At 68.2% G+C, this 11,729-nt stretch carries 14 protein-coding genes; 3 read left to right on the top strand and 11 right to left on the bottom strand.

The window, feature by feature from the left end; translation table 11 throughout:
- Positions 1-64 precede the first annotated feature (64 nt).
- A complete protein-coding gene (locus BKN37_RS02170; protein WP_071020649.1) occupies positions 65-1,267 on the top strand; it encodes a cytochrome P450 in 1,203 nt (400 codons plus the stop codon).
- An 11-nt stretch (positions 1,268-1,278) separates the two neighbouring features.
- On the top strand, positions 1,279-1,473 hold the full coding sequence (locus BKN37_RS02165) for a ferredoxin (RefSeq protein ID WP_071020645.1): 195 nt from the start codon (positions 1,279-1,281) through the stop codon (positions 1,471-1,473).
- Between the two features lie 265 nt (positions 1,474-1,738).
- On the opposite strand, the gene BKN37_RS02160 is transcribed toward BKN37_RS02165, so the two are convergent.
- The 11 genes from BKN37_RS02160 to BKN37_RS02110 all read right to left on the bottom strand — a co-directional run bounded on the left by BKN37_RS02160 (position 1,739) and on the right by BKN37_RS02110 (position 11,065).
- A complete protein-coding gene (locus BKN37_RS02160; RefSeq protein ID WP_242657051.1) occupies positions 1,739-1,984 on the bottom strand; it encodes a DUF1330 domain-containing protein in 246 nt (81 codons plus the stop codon).
- A gap of 61 nt (positions 1,985-2,045) precedes the next feature.
- A complete protein-coding gene (locus tag BKN37_RS02155; RefSeq protein WP_071020639.1) occupies positions 2,046-2,234 on the bottom strand; it encodes a ferredoxin in 189 nt (62 codons plus the stop codon).
- Positions 2,231-3,475, bottom strand: a complete 1,245-nt coding sequence (locus BKN37_RS02150; RefSeq protein WP_071020846.1) for a cytochrome P450 — start codon at positions 3,473-3,475, stop codon at positions 2,231-2,233. Before BKN37_RS02150 ends, BKN37_RS02155 begins: the two co-directional genes overlap by 4 nt.
- 264 nt (positions 3,476-3,739) lie before the next feature.
- Complete coding sequence (locus BKN37_RS02145; RefSeq protein ID WP_071020844.1) at positions 3,740-4,243, bottom strand: hypothetical protein; 504 nt, start codon at positions 4,241-4,243, stop codon at positions 3,740-3,742.
- Positions 4,244-4,251: 8 nt separating this feature from the next.
- The gene (locus BKN37_RS02140) at positions 4,252-4,857 is read right to left on the bottom strand and encodes a TetR/AcrR family transcriptional regulator (protein WP_071020636.1); all 606 of its coding nucleotides are present in this window, start codon (positions 4,855-4,857) and stop codon (positions 4,252-4,254) included.
- A gap of 89 nt (positions 4,858-4,946) precedes the next feature.
- Positions 4,947-5,870: an SDR family NAD(P)-dependent oxidoreductase gene (locus tag BKN37_RS02135; protein ID WP_071020633.1), complete on the bottom strand. Its 924-nt coding sequence runs from the start codon at positions 5,868-5,870 to the stop codon at positions 4,947-4,949.
- Complete coding sequence (locus BKN37_RS02130; protein ID WP_071020630.1) at positions 5,867-6,640, bottom strand: crotonase/enoyl-CoA hydratase family protein; 774 nt, start codon at positions 6,638-6,640, stop codon at positions 5,867-5,869. The genes BKN37_RS02135 and BKN37_RS02130 overlap by 4 nt, the downstream gene beginning before the upstream one ends.
- The gene (locus BKN37_RS02125) at positions 6,633-8,174 is read right to left on the bottom strand and encodes a class I adenylate-forming enzyme family protein (RefSeq protein WP_071020626.1); all 1,542 of its coding nucleotides are present in this window, start codon (positions 8,172-8,174) and stop codon (positions 6,633-6,635) included. The genes BKN37_RS02130 and BKN37_RS02125 overlap by 8 nt, the downstream gene beginning before the upstream one ends.
- Positions 8,174-9,310: a thiolase family protein gene (locus BKN37_RS02120; protein WP_071020622.1), complete on the bottom strand. Its 1,137-nt coding sequence runs from the start codon at positions 9,308-9,310 to the stop codon at positions 8,174-8,176. The genes BKN37_RS02125 and BKN37_RS02120 overlap by 1 nt, the downstream gene beginning before the upstream one ends.
- On the bottom strand, positions 9,307-9,729 hold the full coding sequence (locus BKN37_RS02115; RefSeq protein WP_071020619.1) for a Zn-ribbon domain-containing OB-fold protein: 423 nt from the start codon (positions 9,727-9,729) through the stop codon (positions 9,307-9,309). Before BKN37_RS02115 ends, BKN37_RS02120 begins: the two co-directional genes overlap by 4 nt.
- A gap of 7 nt (positions 9,730-9,736) precedes the next feature.
- Complete coding sequence (locus tag BKN37_RS02110; RefSeq protein WP_071020615.1) at positions 9,737-11,065, bottom strand: oxygenase MpaB family protein; 1,329 nt, start codon at positions 11,063-11,065, stop codon at positions 9,737-9,739.
- A gap of 94 nt (positions 11,066-11,159) precedes the next feature.
- Here BKN37_RS02110 and BKN37_RS02105 point away from each other — a divergent pair, with 94 nt between their 5' ends.
- Complete coding sequence (locus tag BKN37_RS02105; protein WP_071020611.1) at positions 11,160-11,729, top strand: TetR/AcrR family transcriptional regulator; 570 nt, start codon at positions 11,160-11,162, stop codon at positions 11,727-11,729.

Genomic DNA, 11,729 nt, shown 5'->3' with positions numbered 1-11,729 from the left:
CGCCGCTGAGGACGGATCGCGCTGACGACGATGCAGAGCGCAGCGATGAGGAGGAGCAGCGCCCATGACTAAGCCGAAGCTCGTGTTCGATCCGTTCTCGGAGGAATATTTCACCAATCCGTTCGACATCTACCGCCGGATGCGTGAGGAAGCGCCGCTGTACTACAACGAGGACGAGGACTTCTACGCGCTGACCCGGCATGTGGATGTCGCGGCCGCGTTCAAGGACTTCGAAACCTACTCTTCGGCGCGCGGCTGCGACCTGTCCATGGTGCGCTCGGGTCAGGCGCCGCAGAAGTCGATCATCTTCATGGATCCGCCCGACCACCGGCACATGCGCAGCCTGCTCAACAAGGCGTTCACTCCCCGCGCGATCCAAGCCCAGCGGGAGACCGTGGTCGAACAGATCGAGCGGTACCTCGCTGCGGCCGATCCGGACCGGTTCGACGTGGTGCAGGACTTCTCCGGACCGTTCCCGGTGGAAGTCATCACCCGGATGGCCGGGGTGCCCGAGGAGTACCGGCAGCAGGTGCGGCACTGGATCGACGACTCGCTGCACCGCGAACCGGGCCAACCGGAAATGGACGAGGCCGGCATGAAGGCCACCATCGAAACCGCGACCTACTACTACGGCCTGATCCAGGAACGGCGCGCCAACCCGCAAGACGACATGATCAGCAGGCTGATCGCCGCCGAGATCCCCGGCGACGACGGCCAGATGCGCCGCCTCGACGACATCGAGATCACCGGCTTCGCAACACTACTGGGCGGTGCCGGCGCCGAGACGGTGACCAAGCTGATCGGCACCGCGGCCGTGCTGTTCGCCCGCCACCCCGACCAGTGGCAACAGCTGGTCGAGGACCCCAGCAAGGTCCCGGCCGCGGTCGAGGAACTGCTGCGCTACGAAGGCCCGGTGCAGTACAACGTCCGCTACACCCTGCAGGAGGCGCAGGTCAGCGGCAGCACGATTCCCCCCGGCAAGGCGGTGTTTTTGATCGGCGCCGCGGCCAACCGGGACCCGGAAGCGTTCACCGACGCCGACACCTTCGACATCAACCGCGACCAGACCGAGTCGCAGCACCTGGGTCTGGGCTACGGCATCCACAGTTGCCTGGGTGCGGCGCTGGCCCGGATGGAAAGCCGGATCGCGTTGGAGAAGTTGGTCGAGTTCATGCCCCGCTACGAGGTGGACTGGGACGGGTTGCAACGCGTCCACATGCAGAATGTGGCCGGCTGGAGCAATGTGCCGGTGCAGGTAGTTCGATAGGAGCGGCACACATGAAAGTTGTTGTCGATTACGGCCTGTGCGAGGCCAACGGTGTGTGCATGGGGATCAACCCCGAGGTCTTCGAACTCAACGACGATGACGAGCTGACCATCCTGCAGCCCGAGGTCACCCCGGAGACTGAACACGACGTGCGCGAGGCGGTGCGCCAATGCCCCCGCCAGGCGCTGTCGATCGAGGAGGATTAGGTGTCGCGGGCGCTACATCGTCATCGGCGACCCGTGTTGCGCCACAACCGAGTGCGCCACACGACGGTGCACCGCGCCGAGACTGAAGTCACGGCGTCGACCCTGCGGTGAGGGCACCGAGACTGCGGCAGCGGCATCGAAACTGAACTCACGGCATCGAGACTGCGCCCAGGCCGGTATTCAGCCGGGAAACCCGTCCTCACCGCAGTCTGGGCGCCCTCAGCGCAGTCTCGATGCCCTCAACGCAGTCTCGGCGCAAACGCAGCTACGTCGACGCCGGAAACCCGCTGAGGATCACCGCATTGCAGTCCGCGGCGGCCTGCCGTAGCTTCGCCGCTTTCTGGTACGCCTCGGACTCGTACCAGGCGCGGGCGGCGTCCACCGATTCGAATTCCAGCACCACGGTTTGGTCACCGTGCCAGTCGCCCTCGATGACTTGGGGCGCGGTGTCGACCGACAAGATGCTCGCCGGGCCCATCGCCGCTCCGGCCGCTTGAGCGTAGGCCTTCATCCCCTCCGGGTCCTTGATGGCCTCGGTCAAAATGACATATCCCTTGGGCACGAAGCTCTCCTTAGCTGGTCTCGATGGCTTGCTCGGGGCACTGTTTGACGGCGTCGCGCACGGCGTCGTGCAGCTCGGCGGGGATCTCCGGCATGAGCACCTCGGAATACCCGTCCTCGTTGATGGCGAACACCTCCGAGCAGATGGTGGTGCAAATCCCGTGCCCGCGACAGCGATCCGGGTCGACCCAGGCCTTCATCGCTCACCCCGTTCGGCGAGGGTGAACTCCAGGTGCAATTCGGTCAGCCCGCGCAGGATGTAGGTCGGGACGTACCCGTAGCGGCGATCACCGGCCGGCCCGTGCGAACGCTCGGAGATCCTGATGTCGGTGGTGCGGTCCAGCAGCCGCTCGATGGCCACCCGAGTTTCGGCCCGCGCCAGCGGCGCACCCGGGCAGCTGTGGATGCCCCGCCCGAAGGTGATGTGTTGCCGCGCGTTTTTGCGGGCCGGGTCGAACGTGTCCGGATCGTCGAACCGGCGCGGATCCCGGTTGGCGGCGGCATTGCACACCATCAGCGTGGTGCCGGCGGGGATCTCGACGCCGCCCACCGTCGTCTTCACCCGGGACAGCCGGAAGTCGCCCTTGACCGGGCTTTCGATGCGCAGCGCCTCCTCGATGAAGTTCGGGATCAGGCTGCGATCCTCGCGCAGTCGCCGCTGAATGTCGGGACGCTCGCCGATGACCTGCAGCGCCGCGCCGAGCAGTCGCACGGTGGTCTCTTGCCCGGCCGAGAACACATTGGTGGCCACCCGGGCCACGTCGGTGACGTCGGGGATCGATCCGTCCGGGAACGTCGCGGCTGCCAGTCCGCTGAGCACGTCGTCGCGGGGCTCGCGGCGACGGTCACTGATGTAGTCGGCGAAGATTCCGTAGAGGAATTCCAGTGGGCTGTGCGCCAACGACTCGGCGTCGGTGCTGCCAACGCCGCCGCCGGCGTGGTGGTGAATGCCCTTGACGAATCCGTCCCGGTCTTCTTCGGGCACCCCGAGCAGGTCGGCGATCACCAGCAGCGTGAACGGCCCGGCGAAACCCTTGATGAATTCGCCCTCGCCCGGGGGCAAGAAGGTGTCCAGCACCCGGTCGGCCAGCACCCACATGGCGTCCTCGTTCTCCTTGAGGCGCTTGGGGGTGATCAGGCGCATCAGCAGGGCGCGGTGATCGGTGTGGGTAGGCGGGTCCAAGGTGGGCAGCTGGTCGCTGAACGGCAACTCGGCCCGGTGTTGCTCGATCAGGTCGGACACGTCGTCGCCTTCCAGCGGCACCGGAAAGCCCGGGAACGGGCCGGTCACCGAGATGCAGGACGAGAACACCTCGGCGTTGCCGGCCACCTCGCAGGCCTCCTCCCAGCCGGTCACCATGGTCACCCCGTGGTGGGGTTCCTTGGTGACCGGACACCGATCCCGCAGCGCGTGCAGGTACGGGTACGGGTCGGCGACCATCGCGTCGTCCCGGAAGAAGTCGACCGCATCCACGTCCTTCACGATCTAGCTCGCTCCCTTCGGCGGGTATCCCAATCTCATGGATGAGAATGACACTCTCACTCCTGCGCAATAGGTTTTCATACTGGTAGGTGGGCGTCAACCACGGGGTTAGCCGTCGACTCATCACGGTCGGGCGCCGCTCGGCGCCCCGCCGAGTGTGTAGGTCCTCGGGCCGGATTGGGGATTTTCGCCCCGGAACCTACACAGCCGGCGATCGGAGGCTCAGCTGGCCGGAATCAGATCGGCGGCGACCGAGCGGCGCAGCATCATCGCGCTGCGGAACGTCTCGATCGGCGCCACGGACGCCCCCGGCGCCACGGCCGCCAGCGCCTGCGCCTTGAACACCCGCGCGGCGCCGCTGAGCCGGTGGTGCACCGCGTCGACACTGCCGTCCAGTTCGGCCGACTCGGTGTCGCCCCACAGCGTGACCTCGGTGGCACCATGGTCCAGCGCGTCGAGCACACCGTCGCGGACCCGTTCGTCGGCCCCGAACAGGTCGGCGGCCACCGCCAGGCTCTGCGGCTGCGGGCGGCTGCCCATCGACCGCAGCGCCGACTCCAAATCCAGGGTGCGGGTGCCCAGGACCTGCAGCGGCCGATCGCTGTGCGGGTCACCGACCAACACGGTGACGTCCCAGCCGGCCATCACCCGGTCGAACAGCCAGCCGCCGGCGAACCGGACCGCGTCGGCGACGGTGGGCGACACGACGTCCAGCCGATACCGCAGATCGGGCTCTACGTCGGACTGGTCGGCGCGAAGTCGCGAGTGAGCGACTCGGCGTACTCCTTGAACACGTCGGCCAGGGGTATTGAAGGATCCAGCAGCCATGTGGTTTCCATTCCGTTGACGAAGGCGATGATCTCTGCGGCCTTGACGGCCGGGTCCAGGTCGGTGCGGTAGCGCCCGTCGCGCTGGCCGCGCCGGATGCCGTCGGCGACGATGTCGACCGCGGCCCGATACCGGGTCAGCAGGCGATCGTGCAGCGGCGCGTCGGGCAAGATGTTCTCCACCAGCAGGACCGCGAAGGTGCCGGCCAGTTCTGGGGAGCGGTACATCCGGTCGGCGACCCGGGCGATCTGCTCGATCAGGTCCCCGGACCGGTCGGAATGGGCATCGTCGTCGGCGTCGCGGGCGTCGAGCACCGCGTGCAGAAGTTGCTCTTTGGATTCGAAGTGGTGCAGCAGGCCCGCCGGGGTGACCCCGGCCTCGCCGGCGATCTGGGCCAGCGAGGTGGCGCGCCAGCCGTTGCGGGTCAGCAGCCGCTGAGCGGCATCCAAGATCCGCTGCTTGCGGTCCTCGCCTTTGGCCAACAGCGTGGCATACGGCCGTGTGTCGGGCACCGGACTCCTTCGTCCAACAAACCTACTGAACACACAGTAGGTTGGTTGGCGTGCTGTGACAAGGGTCTCAGCCGACCTTATTCAGCGACTCAGCTCATGCCGCCGCGGGCACCCCCATTGACCGCGATGGTCTGGCCGGTGATGTAGTCCGAAAGCGGCGAGCACAGCCACAGGATGGCATCGGCGGCCTCCCGGATGGTCCCGGTTCGTCCCAACACAATGCCGGGCAGCGGCTTGGGTGCATAGATCTCGGCGTCGCAGGGCGGCTTGTCGGGGTCGATGGTGATACCGAGGCGTTGCGCCTGCTTGGCGGGCATGCCGACGTTGATGTCACGACCACCGGTGTGGATGACCTCACGGTCGGATTGCGGCAACGCGAACCGGGTCTGGATCACACCGAACGCGACGGCGTTGACGTTGACGCGCATCGTTCCCCATTCCTGGGCCAGTGACCGCATCAGGCCGAGCAGTCCCGCCTTGGCTGCCGCGTAGTTGGCGGCGCCGGCCAGTCCCCATTCGCCCGCCATCGATGACACCATCACCGTCTTGCGGTGTCGGGGTGCGCCGCCGTCGGCGTGGGCGGCCGCGCGGAGAACCGGGGCGCAGGCCCGGGCGAGGCGGAACGGCACGACGAGGTGGATGTCGAGCATCGCCTGGAACTGGTCGTCGGTTAGGGCATGGACGCCGCCGTCCCAGGCATAGCCGGCGTTGTTGACCACGATGTCGAGACCACCGCAGCTGTCGAGCGTGTGGGCGACCAGGTCGTCGCACACCCCGGGGGCGACGAGGTCGCCGATGAACACCTCGGCGGTGCAGGCCCCGAATGCGGTGTTGAGTTGTGCCGCGGTGTCGGCGGCTTTGGCCTCGTCGACGTCGGCGATCACCACGCGGGCACCGTTGGCGGCCAGCACCGTCGCCGTCGCGCCGCCGATGCCGCGGGACCCGCCGGTGACGATTGCGACCCGATCGGCCAACATCTCCGAGCGCAAAGTGGGTTCGATCAGCAGGCTCATCGTCCCTCCCACACCGGGTCGCGCTTTTCGGCGAAGGCGCGCAAGCCTTCGTGCAGGTCCCGGGACCCCAGCACCGGGGCGACGAAGGCCGATTGCTGGGTCCAGGATTCGGCGTCGCTCCAGTCGTAGCTATGGACGACGATCTGCTTGCTGGCGCGCACCGCCAGCGGCCCGGCGGCGGCGACCTCGGCGGCCAACTCCAGGGCGGCGGCCAGTGCCTGGCCCGGCTCGGTGATCGTGTTCACCAACCCCAGTTCGGCGAATCGGATGGCGGGCCAGGATTTTCCGGTCAGGGCCAGTTCCATGGCGAGGTGATACGGGATGCGTTTGGGTAGCCGGAAGCAACCCCCGCCCACAGCCACCAAGGATCTCGCGGCTTCGGGCAGACCCATGGTGGCGGTGCGCGAGGCGACGATCAAATCGCAGGCCAGGCACAGCTCCAACCCGCCGGCCAGCGCATGGCCTTCCACGGCGGCGATCAGCGGCTTGGTCGGCGGCTGGGCCATGATCCCGAAGCCGCCGCGGCGCTCGGTGACCGCCATGTCGCCGGCCGCCGCCGCGATCAGGTCCTGGCCGGCCGAGAACACGCTGTCCGAGCCGGTCAGCACGGCGCAGCGCAGCTGATCGTCGTCATCGTAGGCGTCGATGACGACCTCCATGGCGCGCGCGGTGGCGCCGTCGAACGCGTTGCGGCGCTGCGGCCGGTTGATCCGGATCACCAGGATGTGCTCACTGACGCGGTCGGCGAGCACCGGGTCGGTTTCAGACATGTCGTTGTCGTCCTTCCCAATAGGGTCGGCGGAGCGCGGTTTTGAGGACCTTTCCGGCCGGGTTGAGCGGCAGCTCATCGACGTAGATGAACTTGCGCGGCCGCTTGTAGGAGGCCAGCCGACCGTCGAGGAAAGCCACCAGGTCGTCGTCGGTCGGCCGGGCGCCGTTGGCGGCGACGATGAACGCCAGCGGTTGTTCGCCGAAGTCGTCGTGGGGAATGCCGATCACCGCGGCATCGACGACCGCGGGGTGTTCGACCAGGGCCTTCTCGATTTCGGCGGGATAAATGTTCACGCCGCCGGCGACGATCATGTCCTTGATCCGGTCGGTGATGAACAGGAATCCGTCGTCATCGAGGTGCCCGACATCACCGGTGCGGTAGAACCCGTCCTTGATGGTGTCGACCGGAAGCGGCCCGTGGCCGAGGTAGTGGTCGATCACCATCGGGGTGTTGACGGCGATCTCCCCGGTCTGGCCGGGCGATAGCGGATTCCACCGCTCGTCGACGATGGCGATCTCGACACCGTCGTAGGGCAGCCCGGACGTTCCAGGCTTGCTGAGCTGGTGTTCTGGCGCGGTGTAGCTGATCATGCCGGATTCGCTGGCCCCGTAGACCTCCCACAGCACGTTCGCGCCCAATCGGTTGATCAGCCACACTTTCAGCGACTGCGGAACCGGTGCCGCGCCGGTGTTGATCGCCTGCAGGCTAGACAGGTCGTAGCGGGCCATCGTGGCTGGCGGTAACGCCCGGATGCGCAACAGCATGGTGGGCACCGCGGTCCAGGCCTGCACCCGGTGCGCGTCGATGAGCCGCAGCGCCGACTCGGCGTCGTAGGGGTCGAGCAGCACCAGCGTCCCGCCGCGGGCGCAGGTCGCGGCGGCGATGCCGGGACCCGCACCGTGGTGGACGGGCATGGTTAGCAACGTGACGGCATCATCGGGATACAACGGCACACTGCCGACCGACGTCAGGTACCGGATCAGGCGCTCGGGGTCGCGCACGGCCGCGGGGTCCAGCGGGGGCACGCCGCGCGGCTTTCCGGTGGTCCCCGAGGTGTACAGCACCAGTGCCGGCTGCGCCGCACCGAAGCGAGGGGCGGGAACCTCGGTGGCGATCAGGTCCTCGTAGCGGACGCCGCAGCCGCCGGCGGGCTGCCCGACGGTGACCAGGATGCCCACCTCGTGGCGCGTCCACCCGGTGGGATCGGTGTCGTTACAGAACAGCCCCCTCGCGCCGCTGTCGCGCAGGATGTAGCCCGCCTCATCGGGGGTCAGCCGGTGGTTCACCGCGACCTGGGCGACGCCGAGTTTCTGCAGGGCGCGCTGCAGGACGAACCATTCGACGCACAGCCGAAACCGCATGCCGATCCGGTCGCCGGCTGCCAGCCCGAGCGCTGCGAGGCCCTCGGCGGCGCGGTCGGCCAGATCATTCCACTGCCCGTAGGTCAGCCGGGTGTCGCCGTGGATGACCGCCGGATGATCGGGGCGCGACTGCGCCCAGAATTCCGGTGTGCCCGGCCGCGGTTCACTCATCACTGCTCCTTGACCAAGACGTGCACAGCGCAGACCGCGCCGACGCCGACCATGTGGGCAAGCCCGATGCGGGCGCCCGGGTGCTGTCGTTCGCCGGCTTCGCCGCGCAATTGCGTCGTCAGTTCGGCGATCTGGCCCACCCCGGTGGGCCCGATCGGGTGGCCCATCGACAGCAGACCGCCGGACGGGCTGACCGCGACCCGTCCACCGATGTCGAATTCGCCCGCGCGCAGCGCCGCGGCGGCCCGCCGGGGTGGGCACAATCCCATGGCCTCCACGTAGAGCAACTCCTCCACCGTGAAGGCGTCGTGCAACTCCACCACGTCCAGTTCATCGGGGTGCACACCGGCCTGGCCAAGCGCTTGCGCGGTGGTCTCGGCAGTCAGAGCCGCGTCGAAATTCGTGGTGCCATATACGGTTTCCGAGCGCAGCGCCGACGCGGCCACCCGCACCGTGCGGCCGCGGTCGACCCTCAATGCCCGGATCCCCGCGTCGGAGGCGACGATGGCCGCGGCCGCGCCCTCCCCGATCGGGCAGCACTGCAGTCGGGTCAACGCGCCGCTGATGCGCGGCGGGGCCAGCACCTCCTCCAGCGTGCGCGGCTTGCGTCGTTGCGCGTAAGGGTTCAGTGACGCGTTGCGGCTGTTCTTCACCGCTACCGCAGCAAGGTCATCGATCCCGGCGCCGCTGTCGTGCAGGTAGCGCGAGGCTAGCAAGGCGAAATGCGTCACCGGCAGCGCCCGGTCGCCGATCAGATCCTCCAGTCCCGCGGCGCGCCGCGGCGAGGACAGGTGCAGCGGCTTGTCCACCCCGACGGCGATCGCCACGTCGCGCACCCCGCCGGCCACGTCCAGGCAGGCCTGGCGAAACGCGCTCGACCCGGACGCGGAGGCGTTCTCCACCTGCACCATCGGAATTCCGGTGGCGCCCAGGTGGCGGTACATCAACCGTGACAACGCCATCGACGTGGTCGCGGTCCCGGTGTATGCAGTCTGAATGTCCGGCCACTGCAAGCCCGCGTCGGCCAGCGCCGCGCGCACCGCGGTCACCCCCAGCTCGGTGTACGGCACGGCGCTGCGCTTCTGGTAGGGGTGCAGGCCCACGCCGATCACCCAGACGTCTCGCAGGCCGGTCACGGCGCCTCCCCTGGTGGCGCGGGCACGAAGGCCGGTTCGACGATCCGGGTGTCACCTTCGGCGGCGGAGGCCAGCCAGGTCCCGACCACCCGCGACCCGATCTCGAGGCCGCCGGCGTCGGGGTGCACCAGGGCGCGGATCAGCGGTCCCGCATCGAGCAGCACGTCGGCGATGGTGAATGGCGCCGGCGGATTACCGGGATGCACGTGCACCGTGGCCACGGCGAACACGGTGCCGACGGCAGCCAAGGCGGTGACGGTCAGTTCGGCGGCGCCGCAGGTCTCGCAGCCGATGCCGATCGGCGGAAAGTACACCCGGCTACAGCGTGAGCACTCGACACCGAACAACATCGGCACCTCGGAATCGGCGTCGTAGAGGCGCGGATTGGCGCCGATGCGCCGCGGCGCGGACTTTTCCATGACTCTCCTACGCCAGCTGCCCGGCGGGCGTGTAGTCGCGTGCGTCGCTGGTGAATTCGGGCTTGCCATAGGTCTCCAGCCGGCGTTTGACCAGCCGGACGACGTAGTCGTCGGTGATCCGCCGCAGTGCCGGGATCCTGCTGGCGCGCCGCACCAGCAGCAGACGCCCGAGGATGAACGGTGCGGTCAGACCGATGCGCAGATAGTCGGCCAGCCCGATCGACACGCCCTTGCGCTCGGCCACGATTCGGTCGCCGTTGCAGAAGGCCCGCATGAAGGCGACCTTGCTGTAGCTCTTCTCGACGGCGTCCGCGATGCGTTCGCGGCGGGTATCCGCGGGCCGCAGATAGGCGGCCATCGTCGAGCGCACCATTTCGCCGCAGGTGGCGTCGTCGAAGTCCTCGCGCAGCAGCGCCCCGCGCGTGTGGATGAGGTGCATGATCTCGCCGGGCGTGGTCGGCAGCAATTCCTCGGGCAGACCGAGCAGAAACGCCCGGTAGCGAGTGAATTCCACCACGGCCCGTTCACTGGCGGTGAACTCGGCGCGTCCCTTGCGACGGGCGTTCGCGGCCAACAGGTAGAGGTTGATCATCCCGGCCGGCATCTGGTCGACCTGCGGGATCGGGATCCCGTAGATGCCGACGTCCCACTTCTCGGAGCGCTTAAGCGCGTTGTAGCGGACCATCGAGTGCATCAGGCGCACCATGGCCGCCGCTTCGAAACCCGGGCCCCATCGGTCCAGCGCCCCGGGCAGGGTGGTGACGGCGAAGAAGCTGGTCGTCTCGTTGACCCGGCGCGCGGCGCGCCGGCCGGACAGCGCCCCGGTCAGTGCCATCGGCAGCGCGGCGTAGGTGTTGACAAAGGTCGCAATGAAGGCGCCCCGGGTGACGAATGGCGACAGCAGCGCTGCCGGGATGCGCGACTGCCGGGCGCCCTTATGCACCAGATCCATGTCCAACCACTCGGGGGTGGCCTCCATGTCCGCAATGAACGCCACCAGCTCGGGCGGTGCGTCCGGGACGGCGTCGATGCCCTTCCGGCAGGCCAGCTGGAGCATGTTGATCAGGCTGGTCACGCTGCAGTCGGCCATCAGCGCCGCATAGGGGTCTGCCACGACATCGCCTAGCAGGGTGGCCGTGGAGATCAGTTCGACGGCCCGCTCGTCAGCCAGGTACGGAGCGCGGTCGGCGACCCACTCCGGCAGCGTTGTGGCATCGGCGGGATCGGTGGTGGTGCGATACGGCTGCTTGTCGAAGTCGATGTCGCCGTAGAGGTCGGGCAGCAGCTCGCGCTGCTTGCGGACGCGCTGCGCAAGCTCGGGGTAATGCGTGGCCATCTACCATCTCCTCATAACTAACACATTGTGAGTAACAAATAACAGAGTGTTAGTTATGCTGTCAAGCATGACCGCGGGGAACCGGCGACGGCGGATGACAGCCGAGGCGCGACGTGAGCAGATCCTCGATGTCGCCCACGCGATCATCGACGCCGAGGGATTTCACGCGGCGACGCCGAACCGCATCGCCGGCGAGGCCGGGGTCAACCGAGCGCTGATCTATCAGCAGTTCGGCGACCCCGCCGGCCTGTTCGTCGCGCTGATCGACCGCGAAGCCGGGCGTGCGGGTACCCAGTTCGCCGACGCCGTCTCCGGGGCGGAGCACCCCGACGGGGATGGTTACCTCCTCCGCGTGTTCGACGCGGTGCTCCGCGCCACCGATGCCCACCCGGCGACGTGGCGGCTGTTCCTGTTCCCGCCGCAGGGGGCGCCGCCGGAGCTGCATGAGCGCCTTGCCCGTGCGCAGGCCGTCGTCCGCGAATTCTTCATCCGCGAGCTGCTGCGCTCCTATCCGGAGGTACCGGATCCCGAGTACACCGCACGCATCGCGCAGGCGGCCGGCCGCGAGCTGCTGCAGCTGCGCCTCAGCGACCCGGCAGCCTCGCCCGAGCGGCTGCGGGCCCTGGTGCAGCGGTTCGGTACCGAGCTGCTGCGCCGGGCCTAA

The organism is Mycobacterium talmoniae, assembly GCF_001854525.1.
Lineage (GTDB): Bacteria > Actinomycetota > Actinomycetes > Mycobacteriales > Mycobacteriaceae > Mycobacterium > Mycobacterium talmoniae.
The sequence above is the reverse complement of the archived record's forward strand: the minus strand, read 5'-3'. Positions and strand labels throughout refer to the sequence as shown.

What these genes read in the sequence shown, in the direction of transcription:
- BKN37_RS02135 (WP_071020633.1), bottom strand. Translation starts at nt 5,870, where the DNA reads ATGAGCCTGCTGATCGAACCCACTTTGCGCTCGGAGATGTTGGCCGAT.
- BKN37_RS02160 (WP_242657051.1), bottom strand. Translation starts at nt 1,984, where the DNA reads ATGAAGGCCTACGCTCAAGCGGCCGGAGCGGCGATGGGCCCGGCGAGC.
- BKN37_RS02150 (WP_071020846.1), bottom strand. Translation starts at nt 3,475, where the DNA reads ATGGTCGCCGACCCGTACCCGTACCTGCACGCGCTGCGGGATCGGTGT.
- BKN37_RS02110 (WP_071020615.1), bottom strand. Translation starts at nt 11,065, where the DNA reads ATGGCCACGCATTACCCCGAGCTTGCGCAGCGCGTCCGCAAGCAGCGC.
- BKN37_RS02165 (WP_071020645.1), top strand. Translation starts at nt 1,279, where the DNA reads ATGAAAGTTGTTGTCGATTACGGCCTGTGCGAGGCCAACGGTGTGTGC.
- BKN37_RS02115 (WP_071020619.1), bottom strand. Translation starts at nt 9,729, where the DNA reads ATGGAAAAGTCCGCGCCGCGGCGCATCGGCGCCAATCCGCGCCTCTAC.
- BKN37_RS02155 (WP_071020639.1), bottom strand. Translation starts at nt 2,234, where the DNA reads ATGAAGGCCTGGGTCGACCCGGATCGCTGTCGCGGGCACGGGATTTGC.
- BKN37_RS02170 (WP_071020649.1), top strand. Translation starts at nt 65, where the DNA reads ATGACTAAGCCGAAGCTCGTGTTCGATCCGTTCTCGGAGGAATATTTC.
- BKN37_RS02130 (WP_071020630.1), bottom strand. Translation starts at nt 6,640, where the DNA reads ATGTCTGAAACCGACCCGGTGCTCGCCGACCGCGTCAGTGAGCACATC.
- BKN37_RS02125 (WP_071020626.1), bottom strand. Translation starts at nt 8,174, where the DNA reads ATGAGTGAACCGCGGCCGGGCACACCGGAATTCTGGGCGCAGTCGCGC.
- BKN37_RS02105 (WP_071020611.1), top strand. Translation starts at nt 11,160, where the DNA reads ATGACAGCCGAGGCGCGACGTGAGCAGATCCTCGATGTCGCCCACGCG.